Here is an 18,288-nt window from a genome sequence, read left to right as displayed (position 1 = left end):
GCTTTGGACCGGACAAAGCGACATGTTATCGCATTGGCAGCAAGGCCTGTCAAGATTGCATCTTCCATGCAGCTGGCGTAGCATCGCCCGATCCGTGCCGCAACTTTCCTGCGGCCGAACAAAAAAACAAGGGAGACAGATGAAGAACGAGAACGCGGCGCAGCTGGGCCAGCCGGTGAGCCAGACCCGCTCATTCATGACGGTGGCGCTGATCGAATTGTGGGAGCGCTTCGGCTATTACGGCATGCAGGCGCTGATCGTGTATTTCATGGTGCAGCGCCTCGGTTTCGAGGACAGCCGCGCCAACCTGGTGTGGGGCGCGGCGGCCGCGCTGATCTACCTGGCGCCGGCCATCGGCGGCTGGATCGGCGACCAGGTGCTCGGCACCCGCCGCTGCATGATCCTGGGGGCGCTCATCCTCACCCTGGGCTATGCGCTGATGGCGGTGCCGACCACGAATACCTGGATGACCTTCTCGGCCCTCGGCGTGATCGTTGTCGGCAACGGCCTGTTCAAGCCCAACACCGCCAACCTGGTGCGCAAGATCTACGAAGGCGACGACTCCAAGATGGACAGCGCCTTCACCATGTACTACATGGCGGTGAACGTCGGCTCGACCTTCTCGATGCTGGCCACGCCCTGGATCAAGGACCACGTCAACGCCGTCTACGGCGCCAACCTGGGCTGGCACGTGGCCTTCGCCGTGTGCAGCGTCGGCCTGACGATCGGCCTGCTGACCGTCGGCGTGCTGCGCAAGACCATCGGCCATATCGGATCGCCGCCGGACGCCGAACCGCTGCGCATGAAGCGCCTGCTGGCGGTGCTGGCGGGCGGCGTGGTGGCGGTGGCCGCATCGGCCGTCATCCTCGAATACCGCGACCTGGCGCGCGCCTTCGTCTACCTGGCCGGCTTCGTGGTGCTGGGCATCTTCTTCCACCTGATCCGCACCAGCCAGCCGAGCGAACGCGCGGGCCTGATCGCGGCCCTGGTGCTGACCCTGCAGACCGTGTTCTTCTTTATCTTCTACCAGCAGATGTCGACGTCGCTGTCGCTGTTCGCGCTGCGTAACGTCGACCTCGAGTTCAGCCTGTTCGGCGCCCGGCTGTGGACCTGGTCGCCGGCCCAGTTCCAGGCCCTGAACGCGATCTGGATCATGGTCCTGAGTCCGGTGCTGGCCTGGATCTATACCCGCGCCGGCAGCAGCGGCAAGGATTTGTCGATCGCGGCCAAGTTCGCGCTCGGCTTCGCGGTGGTGGCGGCCGGCTTCTTCACCTACGGCGTGGCCGGCCAGTTCGCCACTGGCGGCCTGACTTCGTCCTGGATCATGATCGCCGGCTACGGCCTGTATTCGCTGGGCGAACTGCTGGTGAGCGGACTCGGCCTGGCCATGATCGCCCGCTATGTGCCGGCGCGGATGGGCGGCTTCATGATGGGCGCCTACTACGTCGGCGTCGGCATCTCGCAATACCTGGGCGGCGTGGTGGCGAACTTCGCCGCGGTGCCGGAGGGCATGACCGACCCGCTGCAGACGCTGCCGGTGTATACGAGCCTGTTCAACAAGCTGGGCGTGGCGGCGATCGCGTGCACCCTGATCGCGCTGGCGGCGCTGCCCCTGATGCGCAAGCTGACTGCGACGCACCACGCGCACCAATAACTCGTAGGGTGGCCGGCTCTGCCGGCCGCGCGTTCAAATACACGTCGAGCAGACGCGATGCGGCTGATCACAGACAGCTTGAACGCGCGGACGGCGAAGCCGTCCACCCTACGTTATCATGGCGGATCAGATTCAAGAGATTCCGGCATGACTACCACTTCTTCACCCGACACCAAGTCCACGCGCGCCCTCCAGGTGGCTCAGCGCGTCCACGCCATCGAACCTTTCCGCGTCATGGAAATGGTCAAGGCGGCCGGCGAAATGAAACGCAGCGGCATCGACGTCATCAGCATGAGCGTCGGCGAGCCCGATTTCACCGCCCCCGACATCGTCGCCCACGCCGCCATGGAAGCCATCAAGGGCGGCGTCACCCAGTACACCGACTCGCTCGGCCTGCGCGAGCTGCGCGAAGCCATCAGCGGCCATTACGCGGCCGTGCACGGCCTCGACATCGACCCGCGCCGCATCGTCGTCACCGCCGGCGCCTCGGCCGGCCTGCTGCTGGCCTGCGCCGCCCTGGTGGCGGACGGCGACGAAGTCCTGATGCCCGACCCCTGCTATCCCTGCAACCGCCATTTCGTCTCCGCCTTCGGCGGCAAGCCGGTGCTGGTGCCGGCTTCCAGCGAAGACCGTTACCAACTGAGCAGCACCCATGTGGATGCCAACTGGAGCGAACGGACGCGCGGGGTGCTGGTGGCCTCGCCCTCGAACCCGACCGGGACCTCGATGACGCCGGAGCAGCTGCGCGCGATGCTCGGCGCCGTGCGCGCACGCGGCGGTTTTGCCATCATCGACGAAATCTACCAGGGGCTGTCCTACGACCACCAGCCGGTGAGCGCCCTGGCCCTCGACCCGGACGTCATCACCGTCAACAGTTTCTCGAAATACTTCAGCATGACCGGCTGGCGCCTTGGCTGGCTGGTGGTGCCGGAAGCGCTGGTATCGACCTTCGAAAAGCTGGCGCAGAACCTGTTCATCTGCGCGCCGACCGTGGCCCAGCAGGCCGCGCTGGCCTGCTTCACGCCGGAAGCCCTGGCGATCTACGAAGAGCGCCGGCGCGAATTCCAGCGCCGCCGCGACTTCCTGGTGCCGGCCCTGCGCGCGCTCGGCTTCGGGGTGCCGGTGATGCCGGATGGCGCCTTCTACGTGTATGCGGACATCCACGAACTGCCGCACGCGCACGGCGGCGACAGCACGGCCTTCGCCTGGTCGGTGCTGCGCGACGCGCAGGTGGCGATCGTGCCGGGAGATGATTTCGGGTTCGCAGCTCCGCAGCGGCATGTGCGCTTCTCGTACGCCACCCGCCTCGAGCGGATCGAAGAAGCGGTGGTGCGCCTGGAGCGCGTGCTGCGCTCCTGAGGCAGGGTCCGGCTCAGGAGCGCAGCGCGCGCTCCTCGCCGACCAGTTCGAGCAGGGCATCCGGCGCGGCCGGCTTGACCAGGTAGCGGTCGAAGCCGGATTCCAGCGCGCGTTCGCGGTCTTCGGACTGGCCGTAGCCGGACAGCGCGATGGCGAAGGGTGCGTCCGGACCTTGCGCGCTGCGCACGCGCTCGATCACTTCGTGGCCGTCGAGCCCGGGCAGGCCGATGTCGCAGATCAGGATATCGTAGCGGCGCGCCTCCGCCGCCGCCAGGCCGGTGTGGCCGTCGTAGGCCACCGCCACCTCGTGGCCGGCCAGCTCCAGCAGCGTGCGCAGCGTGTCGCAGGCGTCCACGTTGTCCTCGATCAGCAGGATCCGGCGCGCGCCTTCGGCGGTGCTCGGCCCGGCGGGAGCCGGCGCCACCGGCGTGAGCGCGGCGGACAGCGGCAGGCGCACGGTAAACGTGCTGCCGCGCCCTTCGCCTGCGCTGTCGGCCGTCACTGTCCCGCCATGCATGCTGACCAGGTTGCGCACCACGTTCAGTCCAATGCCGAGGCCGCCTTCCGAGCGGGCCAGCGAGCGCGGGCCCTGGATGAAGAGATCGAAGATCTGCGGCAGCATGTCGGGGGCGATGCCGGAGCCGTTGTCGCTCACCTGCACCACGACTTCCTCGCCGGCGCGCCAGGCGCGCAGCACGATGCGGCCGCCGTCGCCCGTGTATTTGGAGGCGTTGCCGAGCAGGTTGGCAAAGACCTGGGTCAGGCGCACCGGATCGCCGTCGATGGTGAGGGTTTCCTGCGGCAGCTGGACGTCGAGTTGCTGGCCCCGTTCGCGGATGCGCGGCGCCACCGTCTCGACCGCCTGGTCGAGGGCGCCGGCCAGCGCCAGCGGGCGTACCGACAGGGTGATCTTGCCGCTGCTGATGCGGGCGGCGTCGAGCAGGTCGTCGAGCAGGCGCGCCATGTGGTCGACCTGGCGCCGCACCACGCCGGCCACGTGGGCCAGCTGGCCGGAGCCGCCGCCCAGGCTGCCCAGCAGGCTCGCGGCCATGCTCAGCGGCGCGAGCGGATTGCGCAGCTCGTGCGCCAGCATGGCCAGGAATTCGGTCTGGCGCCGGTTGGTGGCTTCGGCCAGGTCGCGCAGCGACTGGGCGCTGACGGTGGCCATGACCAGGTGTTCGTTGGCCTCGCGCAGCTGTTCGACCTGCTCTTCAAGGCGGGCGTGGTCACGCGCGAGAATGCGGGTGTGCGAAAGTTCCGCTTCGAGGATGGCGATCCGTTGCTGCAGTTCCTGCTCGCGCAGCATCCGGCCAAGGGAGTTGTCGTCTTCGCCCATCAGGGAACGTTGTTCAGAGCCAGCATTCGATTCATTAAACGTTCCCATGATGTAAGCCTTATTCGCCTGACTTGACGCCGTCGATGCGCCCGAACAGCACCCCGTTGACCTGGGCGGGGACGGGGTCGATCTCGATGCCCTCGTTCGTGATCCGGTATTCGCGCAGTTCGTTGCTGTGGTCCGAACCGCGCACCTTGACGATGCCGATGTAGCGCCGCACGTGCCCGTCGACCTCGGCGTAGCGCATGGCCACGATCGCATCGGTCAGGTAGGCAATGTCGGCACGCGCGTGGTTCATGTTGAGCGTGCGTTCGTCGAGACCGGTCGTGACCAGGGCCGTGACTCCACGCTTGGCCAGGCTCGACAGGATGTGGAAGATGCCGTCACGCAGGTCGCGCCGGCACTCCGGCGCCAGATAGAGACTGAACTCCGACAGCGAGTCGATCACGACCCGGCGCGCGTCGGTGCGCTCGATCGCTTCGAGCAGGTGGTCTTCGAACTCCTCGACCGTCAGGTCGACCCGGCGGCTCTCGACGATCGTCACCTGCCCGGCCTGCACCATGGCCGCCAGCTCGGCGTTGCGCAGTCGGGCCGTGCCTTTTTCGAAGCACAGCATCACGCCCTTTTCTCCCCGTGCGACGCCGGCGCGCAGGAAGGTCGAGCCGAGGATCGTCTTGCCGCAGCCGGTCGGCCCGATCGCCAGCAGGGAGTGGCCCTGCGGCAGGCCGCCATGCAGCATCTCGTCGAGCCCCGCCACCCCGGTCGGGATGCGGCGCTTCTCGGTGTCCACCGGTACCCCCGGGATGCGGTCGTCGGCGAGCGGCGGCAGCAGGCGCGGATAGATGCGCAGGCCGTCGTCGCTGATGCGGAAGGTGTGCGAACCGGACATATGCGCCTGGCCGCGCATCTTCACGATGCGGATCTTGCGGATCACCGCATTGTTCTCATGCTGCTGGCTCATGCTGATCATGCCGTCGGCCACCGTGGTGATCGGATTCGCCTCGACCTCGTTGTGCTGGTATTCGCCGATCAGGAAGGTGGTCGCCATCCAGCTCGTCATGCGGGTGCCCAGCTCCTGCACGAAGTACTGCAGTTCGTTCATGCCTTCGAAACCCGGCTTGCCGGTCTGGATGACGGAGCGGAAGGAATCGACGAACACCAGGCTGGCGCCGAAATCCTCGACCTCGCGGGTGATGCGCTCGAGCACCCCGCTGTAGTCGCCGGCGCGCAAGTCGGCCGCCAGGTTGACGTAGCGAATCGCGGAGCCGACCTTGTCCATCTCGAAGAAGGAATACTGCTGCTGGTAGCGCAGCATCTTCAGCGGCGGTTCGCCGAGGACCGTAAAGAAGACCGCCCGCCGTTGCGGATTGGCCAGCGAAAACATGATCTGGTGGGCCAGCGTGGTCTTGCCACAGCCAGGAGCACCGGTAATCAGGTTGAACGAGAACTCGTTCAAGCCGCCGCCCAAGAGAATATCGAGCCCTGGTACGCCGGTGGCCAATTTCCCCAAGGTTACTTTATCGGTCATTTATTTCTGCTCCTGTGCATTCTGCTGCTGGGCTGCCGCGTGGTCCGCAGTGGCCGTGGCTGACGCGAGCAATTGCTGCGTCAGCCTCTCCCCGATGAGTGCGGCGAGAAGCTGGGTGAAGGTTCGCAGCAAGGCGTCGTTGGCGGTGACGGCGCGTTCTGGATCGGCGGACGCCAGGCGCTCCTGGAGTGCGCTGAACAGTTGTTCGGGCGTGCGGATCGGCTGCTGTGGGGCCAGCCAGGCATGATCGGAACCGATCACGTGGACGGCACGCCCGAACAGCGCGCAAAAGCCGCTCTCCCCGATCAGCGGGCAGAGCTGCGTTGCGATCCTGCGCCAGGGTTGCAGCGGATCGGCGCGCTCAGCGGCCGGATCCTGCGCGCCCGTACTATTCGTCATATCTTCGTCGTTGAACAATGAATGCCGCCGGTGGTCATGGTGGTCGCCGGGACCTGCGCCAGTCCGCGGCCGGGAAGGCCAGTGGCGGTTCCCATTGCATCGAATATTATATCGTGTCGTTTCGGCAAACACCTGATTCCGCTGACGGACTGTCAGAAACATTTTTAAACGTGTCAGTTCGGCACTTACCCGCTAAGATGCGTATCGCTGAGCGATGTCGCTCGTTGATTACGGGAAGGCCATGAATAACAAGCTGGGCGCCGTCGTGACGACGGCCTTTGTACTGCTGAGTCTTGCTAGCGTCCCTGCGGGCGCCGCGACGGAGGCAGATGCTCGTTTCAAGACAATCTACACGAAAGAATGGAAGTGGCGCGTCACGGAACGGCTCGCCCGCGCCGAGGATGAGCGCGGCGTGAGTGCGTCGCTGGCCCGCGTCGACGCGCCGGCGCAGGAGACGCGCCGCCTGTACTGGGAGGGCATCCTGAAGGAACTCGACGGTATCGCGCCGGCCGCCCTGTCCCCCGATGAGCGGATCAATTTCGCCGTCTACCGCGCCCAGATCGCCGCGCTGGCGGAGGCGCAGCGCTTCCGCGAATACGAGCAGCCGGTGAATGCCGACAGCGCGTTCTGGACCAATGTCACCTTCAGCGCGCGCCGCCCCTTCAAGACGGCCGAGGACTACCGCAACTACTTGAAGCAGCTGGCCGCCCTGCCCGACTATTTCGCGCAGGAGACGGCCAACATGCGTGCCGGCCTGGCGCGCGGTTTCACCCCGCCGCAAGTCACGCTGGCGGGACGCGACGTGGCCCTGGTCCCGATCGCCGAGGCCAGGACCCCGCAGGAAACCGTGTTCTTCACCCCGTTCAAGAACATGCCGTCCGCGGTGCCCGCCGCCGAGCAGGAAGCCATGAAGGCGCAGGCGGCAGCCATCATCCGCGACCGGGTCCAGCCGGCCTACGGCAGGGTACTGGCCTTCTTCCGGACCGACTACCTGCCGAAGGCGCGCACCACCCTCGCCGCCGAGAGCATGCCTGGCGGGAAAGCCTACTACCAGTCGAAGATCGTCGAGTACACCACCACCAGCCTCAGCGCGGACCAGATCCACCAGATCGGACTGGCCGAGATGGCGAAGATCCGCGCCGAAATGCACGAGACCATGAAGAAGGCGGATTTCAAGGGCGACCTGCCGGCCTTCCTGGCCTTCCTGCGCACCGACCCGCAGTTCTACGCCAGGACGCCGAAAGAGCTGCTGATGCACGCGGCCTGGACCGCCAAGAAGTTCGACGCCAAGGCCGACCAGTACTTCGGCTACCTGCCGCGGCGCCGCTTCGCGATCCTGCCGGTGCCCGACGACCAGGCCCCGTTCTACACGGCGGGGCGCGGCGGTGCGGGCGCCTACTGGGTCAATACCTACAACCTGCCGGCGCGCGCGCTCTACAGCCTGCCCGCCCTGACCCTGCACGAGTCGGCGCCCGGCCATGCCTTCCAGCTGCCGGTGGCGCAGGAACAGAAAGGGGTACCGCCCTTCCGCCGCGCCTATATCTCGGCCTTCGGCGAAGGCTGGGCCCTGTACGCGGAACGGCTGGGGGTGGAGATGGGGATCTACGAGACGCCCTATGAACACTTCGGCATGCTGAGCTACCAGGCCTGGCGCGCCTCGCGCCTGGTGGTCGACACCGGCATCCACGCCAAGGGCTGGACGCGCGAGCAGGCGCAGGCCTACCTGATGGACAACACGGCGCTGGCGAAGCACGAGGTGGAGACCGAGGTGGACCGCTATATCTCGTGGCCCGGACAGGCGCTGTCCTATTACCTGGGGCAGATGGCGATCCAGGAAGCGCGGGCGCGCGCGGAAAAGGCGCTGGGGCCGAAGTTCGATATCCGCCACTTCCACGACACCGTGCTGCAGCTGGGGTCGGTGCCGCTGCCGGTGCTGCAGCAGCGGATCGATGCGTTCATTGCGGAGGGTGGGCCGTCGCCGTATCCGAAGGAGAGCTAAGGCTGTTCTACGTAAACTTGGATTCCCGCCTGCGCGGGAATGACGGTCTTGTGGCTAGAGGCTTTAAAACCGTCGTTCCCGCGAAGGCGGGAACCCAAGTTCAAGCAGCTTATTCGAAGAGCTTGAACTTGAGCTGAAACGAAATCCCGCCATACAAGCGGTCCTTGTAGGTCGGGATAATCCCCACATTCAGCCCGACGCGCTGGTACTCATAAGTCAGCGTCGGAATCACCGCCGGAAACCAGCCGCCATCGCGCATGTTCGGATAACCATCGAAGGCCGCGATTGCCAGTCCCACGCGCACCGGTCCGACGGCGTAGGGCTGCCAGATCACCCCCGCATAGTTCGACCACTGCCGGTCGCTGTTGTAGAAGCGACCGAGCGTCGCCGCCGTCGTGCCGTTGAAGCGGTACTCGGCGCCCAGCCCCTTGTTGGCGCCGTTCAGGTCCTTGTCGCTGTCGAAGTGGGCGGTGGCGAAGCCGCTGTCGAGCCAGAACTCGCTCTTCGGTGCGGAATCGATTTTCGTAAACAAATCATCGGCCTGGGCCAGCGGCGCGGCAAGCAGCAGCGGAAGCAGGATGAAGCGCATCAGTCGTCGGCCTTCGGATCGAGATCGGGGAACATCACTTCGGTGAAGCCGAAGCGGGAAAAGTCGCGGATGCGCATCGGATACAGGATGCCCAGCAGGTGGTCCACCTCGTGCTGCACCACGCGCGCATGGAAGCCTTCGGCGTCGCGCACGATAGGCTTGCCATACTGGTCGACGCCCTCGTAATGCAGCCTGGTATAGCGCGGCACGCTGCCGCGCAGGCCCGGCACCGACAGGCAGCCTTCGAAGCCCTCTTCCATCTCTTCGGAAAGCGGCGTGAGCACGGGATTGATCAGCACCGTTTCCGGCACCGGCGGCGCATCCGGATAGCGCAGGTTCTTTGCAAAGCCGAAGATCACCAGCTGCAGGTTGACGCCGATCTGCGGCGCCGCCAGGCCCGCGCCGTTCGCCGCATGCATGGTCTCGAACATGTCGGCGATCAGGGCGTGCAGCTCGGGCGTGTCGAAGGTCTCGACCTTCTCGGCCACGCGCAGCAGGCGCGGATCGCCCATGCGCAGGATCTCGCGGACGGCCATGTTATTTTCCTTGCTCGAGCAGCGCGGCAAGCGAGGCGCGGAAGCCCTCGGCCGTTTCCGGATGCTTCAGGCCGATCGCCGCGGTGGCTTTCAGGTAGCCGAGCTTGGAGCCGCAGTCGTAGCGCTGGCCCTGGTAGCGGTAGGCCAGCACGCGCTCGGCCTGCATCAGGGCGGCGATGCCGTCGGTCAGCTGGATCTCGCCGCCGGCGCCGGTGCCCAGGTTCTCGAGGTAGCCGAAGATCGAGCCCGACAGCACGTAGCGGCCGACCACCGCCAGTGTGGACGGCGCCACTTCCGGAGCCGGCTTCTCGACGATGCCCGAGACCAGTTCCAGGTTCGGACGGTAGGGCGAGGCGCTGACGATGCCGTACTGGCGCGTGTTTTCGCGCGGGACGTCCTGCACCGCGAGGATGCTCGAACGCTCGTAGGCATACAGCTCGGTCATCTGCGCCAGCACCGGGCGGGTAGGCGGGTCGGTGTCCATGAAGTCGTCCGCCAGCAACACGGCGAAGGGCTCGTTGCCGATCACCGGGCGCGCGCACAGCACCGCGTGGCCCAGGCCCAGCGGGGCCGACTGGCGGATATAGATGCAGTTGACGTTCTTCGGGATCACGCCGCGCACGACGTCGAGCAGTGCCTGCTTGCCATGCGCTTCCAGTTCGGCCTCGAGCTCGTAGGCCTTGTCGAAATGGTCTTCGATGGCGCGCTTGTTGCGGCCGGTGATGAAGACCATCTCGGTGATGCCGGCCGCCACCGCCTCTTCCACGGCGTACTGGATCAGCGGTTTGTCGACGATCGGCAGCATCTCCTTCGGCTGCGCCTTGGTGGCGGGAAGGAAGCGGCTGCCGAGGCCGGCGACGGGGAATACGGCTTTGCGAATCAGGGACATACAGTTTCCTTTTATTGCCCGAGCAGGGCTTGCAGCCCCGCTTCGTCGAGAACGGTGACGCCGAGTTCTTCCGCCTTGGCGAGCTTGCTGCCCGCCTCGGCCCCGGCGACCACATACGAGGTTTTCTTCGAGACCGACCCGGACACCTTGCCGCCCGCCGCTTCGATCAGCGCTTGGGCGGCGTCGCGGCTCAGGGTCGGCAGGGTCCCGGTCAGGACGAAGGTCTTGCCGGTGAGCGGGCCTTCGGCAGCGGGCGCTTCTTCCGGCAGCTGGGCCAGCAGCTCGCCGCGCAGCTGCGCCAGCGCCGCGACCCGCTCACGCTTGCCGGGCTGCGCCATCCATTCTTCCAGCGCGGCCGCGACGGTGGCCGGCAGGCCGAACACGCCGAACACGTTCAGGTGCGCCAGCGATTCCAGGGTCTGGCCTGCCCCCAGCAGCTGGCGTGCGCGCGGCTCGGTCAGTTTCGGAATGCCGAGCGCGGCCAGCAGTTTGACTTCATCCAGCTTCTCGCGCAGCTGCGCCTTGGGCGGATGCTCGCCTTGCGGCGCCACGCCGGCCGCCAGCAGCGCATCGATCTCGCGCTGGTTTTTTTCTTCGGCGAAGAATTCGGCGATGGCCTCGGCCACGGTGCCACCGATGTCGGGCAGCACACGCAGCAGCGCTTCCGGCGCCTGGCGCACCAGTGCGAAGCGCCCGAGCCAGTCGGCCAGGGTCTTGGCGGTCGATTCGCCCACGTGGCGGATGCCGAGCGCGAACAGCAGGCGCTCCAGCGGCGGGTTCTTGCTGGCCTTGATCGCGTCCAGCAGGTTGTCCGCCCACTTGGTGGCCACCTTGCCCTGCTTGACGGTCTCTGGCGTCGTGCCTTCGCGCTCGTCGGCCAGGCGCTTCATCTTGAGCAGGTCGTCCAGCGTGAGCTTGTACAGGTCGGCCACGCCGTGGACCAGGCTGCACTCCACCAGACTGTCGATGTAGCGGTCGCCCAGGCCCTCGATGTCCATCATGCGGCGGCCGGCGAAATGGCGGATCGCTTCCTTGCGCTGGGCCGCGCAGGTCAGGCCGCCGGAGCAGCGCGCGATCGCCTCGCCCTCTTCGCGCACCACGTGCGAGCCGCACACCGGGCAGCTCTCGGGCAGCTTGTAGCGCATCGGCTCGGGTGTCGGGCGGCGCTCCAGCACCACCGACAGGACCTCGGGAATCACGTCGCCGGCGCGGCGCACGATCACGGTGTCGCCCACGCGCACGTCCTTGCGCAGCACTTCGTCCTCGTTGTGCAAGGTAGCGTTGGTAACGGTGACGCCGCCCACCGAGACAGGATGCAGGCGTGCCACCGGCGTGATGGCGCCGGTGCGGCCGACCTGGACGTCGATCGCCGACACGGTCGTCATGGCTTCTTCGGCCGGGAACTTGTGGGCCAGCGCGAAGCGCGGCGCGCGCGACACGAAGCCGAGCTGGGCCTGGTCGGCCACGCTGTCGACCTTGTACACCACGCCGTCGATTTCATACGGCAGCGCGCTGCGTTTCTGCCCGATGCTGCGGTAGTAGCCGAGCAGGCCCTCGCAGCCACGCACCACCGCGCGCTCCTTCGAGACCGGCAGGCCGAGGCGGTCGAACCAGTCGAGCACCGCCGAATGCGACTCCGGCAGCTCGGCGCCTTCCAGGCGGCCGATGCCATAGGCGAAGAAGCGCAGCTTGCGCTGGGCCGTGATGCGCGCGTCCAGCTGGCGCAGGCTGCCCGCGGCCGCATTGCGCGGGTTGGCGAATTCCTTCTGCCCGGCGTCGCGCTGGCGCTGGTTCAGGCGATTGAAGTCGTCCTTGAACATCAGCACCTCGCCGCGCACTTCCAGCACCGCCGGCACCTCGCTGCCGTGCAGGCGCAGCGGGATCACCTTCACGGTGCGGATATTGGCGGTCACGTCCTCGCCGGTGTAGCCGTCGCCGCGGGTGGCGGCCTGCACGAACACGCCATTCTCGTAGCGCAGGCTGATCGCCAGGCCATCGAATTTCAGCTCCGTCGAATACGCCACCTGCCTGGTTTCCAGCCCGTCGCGCACGCGGCGGTCGAAGTTGTCGACATCCTCGTCGCTGAAGCCGTTGTTCAGCGAAAGCATCGGCACCGAGTGGGTCACCTGCTTGAACTCGGGGATCGGCGCGGCACCCACGCGCGAGGTCGGCGAATCGTTGCTCACCGCCTGGGGGTGGGCCGCTTCGAGATCCTGCAGCTCCTTGAACAGGCGGTCGTACTCGGCGTCCGGAATAGTCGGCGCGTCGAGCACGTGGTAGTTGTAGATATGGCGGTTCAGTTCCTCGACCAGCCACGCCATGCGGTCCTGGACCTCCTGTGGGACAGTCACGTGAACCTCAGACGAACAGGCGCAGCGCGCGGGTGGAACCGGCCGGGATGTCGGAGGCTTCCATCTCCTGGTAGAAGTCGGCGACCTGTCCCTTGATTTCTTCCAGCGCAGGGTCGAGCAGCGGCTGTTCGAAGTCGTCGACGATGGTCGCGTCCAGGCGCTGGGTCAGCTCCTTGGCACACTTGACCATGGCGCCGAAGCCGTCGCGCGCCGGGGCCACGCAGGGCACGTCGAGCAGCAGGGTCAGGCGCGAGGTGGTGTCGGCGCCCAGGGTGACATTGGTCGACAGGGTGAACAGCACGCCGCCCTCCCCGTCCGGCATTGAGAAGCGGCCGTCCGGACGAACGTCGAAGCCCTGCTTCTCGAGCGCGGCGATCAGGGTGGAAATCGCCCAGGGCGCGCCATTGGCGGCCAGGTTCACGCCCAGCTGGGCGTCGTGGCCGGCGACGAAGCGGTGCAGGGTGCGCGCTTCGCTCATCACTTCGATCATGTCCGGCACTTCCGGCTCGGCGCCGATTTCGTCGGCCACCGCGCGCAGGCGCGTCACCAGTTCCGAATATTCGATCTCGTTCAGGGCCGTGGTGCGGGTGGCCATCTGCACGCCGGCCTGCAGCTTGGTGTACACGCCGCCGTGCACGATCGGCTCCCAGTCGCCGCTGACGGCGAAGCCGACGTAGTGGATCGGCTTGTTGCCGACGCGGCGCAGCTTGTGCAGCGCAGGCAGGATCTTGTCGCCGCGCAGGGCGCCTTCGAAGTTCAGCGGGATGATGCAGTCGATCAGCGGGTCGACCAGGCTTTCGGCCAGTTCGGACGGCGGCGTTTGTGGCGTCGTGCCCGGCAGCGGCGCGGCCGGCTCCAGCGAAGCGATCGTCGTCGGTGCACGTGGCGCCGCCGGCGCAGCGGGTACCGCAGGCGCCGGTGCGTCGACAACGGGCGCCGCAGCGTCCCGCCGGGACTCGCCCGGTTCGACGTCCAGTGGCGACAGCGGCGTTTCGGCGCCGAGGTCGAGCACCGGTTCCTGGCGCTCCACCGGCGTCTCGCCGCTGCGCATCAGGACATCGTCATGATCCGACGCGAACGCGCGTTCCACGCTCTTGCGGGCCTTGTACTCCTGCCACTTGTTGTAAGAGATGACGCCGACGACGAAGACGCCGCCCGCTGCGATCAGGGTCATTTGTAAATCAGTCATGCTGCTTGTGCCTCAGTAGCGAAATTCGCGGCGGACTCCATGTCCACCGCCACGATGCGCGATACGCCCTGCTCCTGCATCGTCACACCGATCAGTTGGTTGGCCATCTCCATCGCGATCTTGTTGTGCGAGATGAAGAGGAATTGGGTATGGTCCGACATGCGCTTGACCATGCGGCAGAAGCGCTCGGTATTGGCGTCGTCCAGGGGCGCGTCCACCTCGTCCAGCAGGCAGAACGGCGCCGGGTTCAGGCGGAACATCGAGAACACCAGCGCGGTGGCGGTCAGCGCCTTCTCGCCGCCCGACAGCAGGTGGATGGTCGCATTCTTCTTGCCGGGCGGCTGGGCCATCACCTGCACGCCGGAATCCAGGATCTCGTCGCCGGTCATCACCAGCTTGGCCTGGCCGCCGCCGAACAGGATCGGGAACAGCTCGGAGAAGTGGGTATTCACGCGGTCGAACGTGTCCTGCAGCAGCTCGCGGGTCTCGCGGTCGATGCGGTGGATCGCGTCTTCCAGCGTCGCGATGGCTTCCTGCAGGTCCTTGTTCTGCGAATCGAGATAGCGCTTGCGCTCGGTGGCCTGGGCCAGCTCGTCCACCGCCGCCAGGTTCACCGCGCCGAGTGCGCCGATGGCATTCGTCAGGCGCGTCACCTCGCCCTGCAGGTATTGCGGCTTCATGTCCGGCGTGAGCTTTTCCTCCAGCTCGGATTCGACCGCGCCGGTGGTGGCCAGGGCCTCGGCGAACTGCTCCTGGTTCAGGCGCGCGGCCTGCTCCTTGAGCTGCATCTCGGTGATGCGGTCGCGCTGCGGCTGCAGGCTGCGTTCGTTCCCCATCCGCAGTTCCTCGAGCTGGCGCAGCTGCTGGGTGATCTGGTCGAGCTCATGGCGGGCGTCGGCCAGGGCGCGCTCCTGGGTGGAGCGGCGGTCCAGCAGTTCCTGCAGGCCTTCGTGGGCGGTGCCCGCTTCCAGCGCTTCCAGCTCGAGCCGGCCGGCACCCAGGCTGGCGCCGACCTGCTCGGCCTGTTGGGTGGCGGTGGCGATGCTGCGGCGCAGTTCCTCGATCTTGCTGCGCTGCGAACGTTCGGCGAACTGGGCCTCCTGCGCGCTGCGTTCCAGGTCGCGCAGCTTCTGGCGCGCGTCGGCGAGAAGCTGCTCCTTTTCCATGAAGGCGGTCTGGCCGTCCTCGTGGCTGCCCTGCAGCTCGGCCAGCTCCATGTCGAGCTGCTCGAATTCCTGTTCGGCTTCGGCGGCGGCCTGGCGCTGCTCGGCTTCCTGGGCCGCGATCTCGGACAGGTCGGCGGCGATCTGGCCGCTGCGCTGGTTGAAGCGCGCCTCGATCTCGCTCTGCTTCAGGACCTCGATCTGCAGCGCATGCACTTCGCGCTGCAGCGTGGCGGAGCGTTGGCGCGCATCCTGCAGGCGCCGGGTCAGCTCACTGACGGCGGCGTCGGCGCGGGTGGCGCGGCTCTTCGCTTCGTCCAGCAGCAGGGCCTGGGCGCGCAGCTGTTTGCCGATGTTCTCGATCTCGTGCTGGCGCGCCAGCATGCCGTCCTGCTCCGCATCCGGCGCATGGAAGCGCACGCTGGAGGCGGTGACCAGGTGGCCCTGGCGCGTGACGAAGCTGCCGCCCTGCGGCAGGCTGGCGCGCCTGGCGAAGGCTTCGGCGGCATCGTGGGCTACGTAGACGTGGTGCAGCCAGTCGTTCAGCACCCCGCGCAGGCCCGGGTCGTTCAGGCGCAGCAGGCTGGCGAAGGGTTTCAGGCCCGAGGTGTCGGCAGCAGCCGCCGCAGCCGGTGCCGGCGAATACAAGGCCAGGCGGGCCGGCGGCGCGTCGCTGAAGAAGGCCTTGGCCCAATCGAGATTCGACACCTCGAGCGCGCCGGAGCGTTCGCGCAGCACGGCTTCCAGCGCCGTTTCCCAGCCCTCTTCGATGTCGAGCTTCTGCCACAGGCGCGGCAGCCCGGCCAGTTCGTGCTTCTCCAGCCAGGGCTGGACCTTGCCCTGGGTTTGCACGCGGTCCTGCACCTGGCGCAGCGCGGCCAGGCGCGCTTCCAGCTGGGCCGCCGCGGCGGACTCCTGCTGGACCTGGGCGTGGGCTTCCTTGCGCTCCTGCTCCACCGCATCCTGGCGCCCAGTCGCTTCGTCGAGCAGCATGGTCTGCTCTTCCAGCGCCAGCTGCTTTTCTTCCGCCTGCAGGCGCAGGTTGTCGAGGGTGGCGCTGTCCGGCAGGTTCAGGCCGTTACGCTCCTGCTGCAGGCGCTCGCGCCGCGCGGCCAGGCTGGTGAGGATATTGGCGGCGTTGCGCTGGTGGGCGCTGGCCAGCTCGATGCGCTGCTGGACCTGCATGATGCGCGCGCGCGATTCGTTCGAGCGCTCCTGGGCCTGGCGCCAGGCGCTTTCAAGTTCCGGCACGCGCTCGCCATGGGCTTCCACCGCGATCTGGGCGCCTTCGGCGCGGGCGCCCAGTTCTTCCAGCGTGATCTCGGCTTCCCCCAGCTGTTCCTCGTATTCCTGGCGCTGGGCCAGCCACTGGTCGCGCTGGGCGCCCAGGGTGCCGAGCTGGTTCTGCAGGCGGGTGCGCGATTCGACCACGAACTTGATCTGGGCTTCCAGGCTGCCGATCTCGGAATTGGTCTGGTACAGGGCGCCTTGCGCCGTGTGCAGGCGGTCGCCGATGCTGAAGTGCGCCTGGCGCATGTTTTCCAGCTCGAGCTCGACGTTGCGCAGCTTGGCGGTCTGCGCCTCCAGCGCGGTCTGGGCTTCTTCGACCTCTCGGAAGAAGCGCAGCTGCTCGGCCTTGGCTTCGTTCTTGCGCATCAGCCAGAGCAGCTTCTGCTTTTCTTCCTGGTCGGCCTGCAGCTGGTGGAAGCGCTTGGCGACGGCCGCCTGGGCTTCGAGCTTTTCCAGGTTGGCGTTCAGTTCGCGCAGGATGTCTTCGACCCGCAGCAGGTTCTCGCGCGTGTCGGACAGCCGGTTCTCGGTCTCGCGGCGGCGTTCCTTGTACTTGGAGACGCCGGCCGCTTCTTCGAGGAAGACGCGCAGCTCTTCCGGGCGCGATTCGATGATGCGCGAGATCATGCCCTGGCCGATGATGGCGTAGGCGCGCGGACCGAGGCCGGTGCCGAGGAAGATGTCCTGGATGTCGCGCCGGCGCACCGGCTGGCCGTTGATGTAATAGGTGGAGGTGCCGTCGCGCGTGAGGGTGCGCTTGACCGCGATCTCGGCGTACTGGCCCCACTGCCCGGCCGCCTTGCCGCCGCTGTTGTCGAACACGAGTTCGACCGAGGCGCGCCCGGCCGGCTTGCGGTAGGTGGAGCCGTTGAAGATCACGTCCTGCATCGACTCGCCGCGCAGCTCGGAGGCCTTGGATTCGCCCAGCACCCAGCGCACGGCATCGATGATGTTCGACTTGCCGCAGCCGTTCGGGCCGACCACGCCGACGAGCTGGCCGGGCACCTGGAAATTGGTGGGATCGACGAAAGACTTAAATCCCGACAATTTGATGGAGGAAAGGCGCACGTTGCTTCGGCTGGGCTAAGGAGTCGTCAAAGGCCTCATCATACCATCTGTTGCTTGCTTTTCGGCCAAGAATGCCGCCCCGACCATCCTGATTTTGCCGACAGGAACTTCTTTCCGGTAATGTGCGATCGGCGGGTGGAGCCGGTGCTATGCTCGCCCGCACCCTGGACATCCTGGCGGAGGACCGGCATGAAGGGCGACATCGTGGTGATCCCCCGCTCGCGGACATCACGCCCGAGGAATTCGCCCGCGTTACCCAGGTGTGCTACCTCGGCACCGTGCACGGCACCATGGCCGCCCTGAAGCGCATGCGCGCCCGCAATGCGGGCACCATTGTCCAGGTCGGGTCGGCCCTGGCCTACCGCGCGATCCCGCTGCAGTCGGCTTATTGCGGCGCCAAGCACGCCGTGCGCGGCTTCACCGATGCCGTCCGCTGTGAGCTCATCCACGACCGCAGCGCGGTGCGCATCTCGATGGTGCAGCTGCCCGGCGTGAACACCCCGCAGTTCGAGTGGTGCCGCACCTCGGCCACCCGCCATCCCCAGCCGGTGGGCAAGGTCTACGAGCCCGAGGTCGCCGCGCGCGCCATCGTGTTCGCCGCCACCCACGACCGGCGCGAAGTCTACGTGAGCGGCCAGGTGGTGCTGACGGTCCCGGGCAGCAAGCTGGCCCCCGCCCTGTTCGATCAGCTGATGGCGCGCCGCGCCCACTCCCAGCAGTTCTCGGACCAGCCGATCGCGCAGGACCGCCCGGACAACCTGTTCCAGCCCGTGCCCTCCCCTTACCGCGCGCACGGCAGCTTCGGTGAGCGCGCCCAGCCCTCCAGCGCCCAGCTATGGACCACGATGCACCGCGAGCTGCTGGCGCTGGCCGGCATCTCGGCGCTGGCCTGGCTGCTGCGCCGCCGCGCGCCCGGACGCCGCCTTCAATCGAGGTAG

13 protein-coding genes are annotated in these 18,288 nt (G+C 67.1%); 4 read left to right on the top strand and 9 right to left on the bottom strand.

Translation table 11 applies throughout. The features are described 5' to 3' along the window. The first annotated feature begins 139 nt into the window (after positions 1-139). Together ACSQ25_RS10505 and ACSQ25_RS10500 are read left to right on the top strand one after the other, a co-directional pair. Positions 140-1,654 carry a peptide MFS transporter gene (locus tag ACSQ25_RS10505; protein ID WP_436105632.1) on the top strand — a complete coding sequence of 505 codons (1,515 nt, stop codon included), beginning with the start codon at positions 140-142 and terminating at the stop codon, positions 1,652-1,654. 147 nt (positions 1,655-1,801) lie between these two features. Continuing rightward, complete coding sequence (locus ACSQ25_RS10500) at positions 1,802-3,013, top strand: pyridoxal phosphate-dependent aminotransferase (protein ID WP_436105631.1); 1,212 nt, start codon at positions 1,802-1,804, stop codon at positions 3,011-3,013. A 13-nt stretch (positions 3,014-3,026) separates the two neighbouring features. Here the strand turns inward: ACSQ25_RS10500 and ACSQ25_RS10495 are convergent, their stop codons facing one another. From ACSQ25_RS10495 to ACSQ25_RS10485, 3 genes are read right to left on the bottom strand one after another with little or no spacing between them, the layout of a single operon-like run. Beyond that, entirely contained in the window at positions 3,027-4,397 is a 1,371-nt protein-coding gene (locus ACSQ25_RS10495) for an ATP-binding protein (RefSeq protein ID WP_436105630.1), read from the bottom strand. Positions 4,398-4,407: 10 nt separating this feature from the next. Beyond that, positions 4,408-5,877: an RAD55 family ATPase gene (locus tag ACSQ25_RS10490; protein WP_436105629.1), complete on the bottom strand. Its 1,470-nt coding sequence runs from the start codon at positions 5,875-5,877 to the stop codon at positions 4,408-4,410. Beyond that, the gene (locus tag ACSQ25_RS10485; protein ID WP_436105628.1) at positions 5,878-6,294 is read right to left on the bottom strand and encodes a hypothetical protein; all 417 of its coding nucleotides are present in this window, start codon (positions 6,292-6,294) and stop codon (positions 5,878-5,880) included. Positions 6,295-6,517: 223 nt separating this feature from the next. Here ACSQ25_RS10485 and ACSQ25_RS10480 point away from each other — a divergent pair, with 223 nt between their 5' ends. Next, the gene (locus ACSQ25_RS10480; RefSeq protein WP_436105627.1) at positions 6,518-8,275 is read left to right on the top strand and encodes a DUF885 domain-containing protein; all 1,758 of its coding nucleotides are present in this window, start codon (positions 6,518-6,520) and stop codon (positions 8,273-8,275) included. A gap of 109 nt (positions 8,276-8,384) precedes the next feature. Here ACSQ25_RS10480 and ACSQ25_RS10475 read toward each other — a convergent pair whose 3' ends face one another. Genes ACSQ25_RS10475 through smc form a run of 6 tightly spaced genes read right to left on the bottom strand, consistent with a single transcriptional unit; the run spans position 8,385 to position 17,350 of the window. Next, on the bottom strand, positions 8,385-8,864 hold the full coding sequence (locus ACSQ25_RS10475) for a hypothetical protein (protein WP_436105626.1): 480 nt from the start codon (positions 8,862-8,864) through the stop codon (positions 8,385-8,387). Then, positions 8,864-9,400 (bottom strand): peptide deformylase, encoded by a 537-nt coding sequence (def, locus tag ACSQ25_RS10470; protein WP_436105625.1) that lies wholly within the window; start codon positions 9,398-9,400, stop codon positions 8,864-8,866. Before def ends, ACSQ25_RS10475 begins: the two co-directional genes overlap by 1 nt. Position 9,401: 1 nt before the next feature. Further along, complete coding sequence (galU, locus tag ACSQ25_RS10465; RefSeq protein WP_436105624.1) at positions 9,402-10,289, bottom strand: UTP--glucose-1-phosphate uridylyltransferase GalU; 888 nt, start codon at positions 10,287-10,289, stop codon at positions 9,402-9,404. Between the two features lie 11 nt (positions 10,290-10,300). Then, positions 10,301-12,610, bottom strand: a complete 2,310-nt coding sequence (ligA, locus tag ACSQ25_RS10460; protein ID WP_436108050.1) for an NAD-dependent DNA ligase LigA — start codon at positions 12,608-12,610, stop codon at positions 10,301-10,303. Positions 12,611-12,647: 37 nt separating this feature from the next. Beyond that, the gene (locus ACSQ25_RS10455) at positions 12,648-13,829 is read right to left on the bottom strand and encodes a cell division protein ZipA C-terminal FtsZ-binding domain-containing protein (protein WP_436105623.1); all 1,182 of its coding nucleotides are present in this window, start codon (positions 13,827-13,829) and stop codon (positions 12,648-12,650) included. Then, complete coding sequence (gene smc / locus ACSQ25_RS10450; RefSeq protein WP_436105622.1) at positions 13,826-17,350, bottom strand: chromosome segregation protein SMC; 3,525 nt, start codon at positions 17,348-17,350, stop codon at positions 13,826-13,828. The genes ACSQ25_RS10455 and smc overlap by 4 nt, the downstream gene beginning before the upstream one ends. Before the next feature lie 149 nt (positions 17,351-17,499). On the opposite strand from smc, the gene ACSQ25_RS10445 reads away from it, so the two are divergent. After that, positions 17,500-18,288, top strand: coding sequence for an SDR family oxidoreductase (locus tag ACSQ25_RS10445; protein ID WP_436105621.1), 789 nt, complete (start codon positions 17,500-17,502; stop codon positions 18,286-18,288).

It is taken from the genome of Massilia sp. LjRoot122 (genome assembly GCF_964252725.1).
Classification (GTDB): Bacteria; Pseudomonadota; Gammaproteobacteria; order Burkholderiales; family Burkholderiaceae_D; genus Telluria.
Note: the sequence above shows the minus strand (reverse complement) of the source record. Positions and strands in the feature narration are given on the sequence as shown.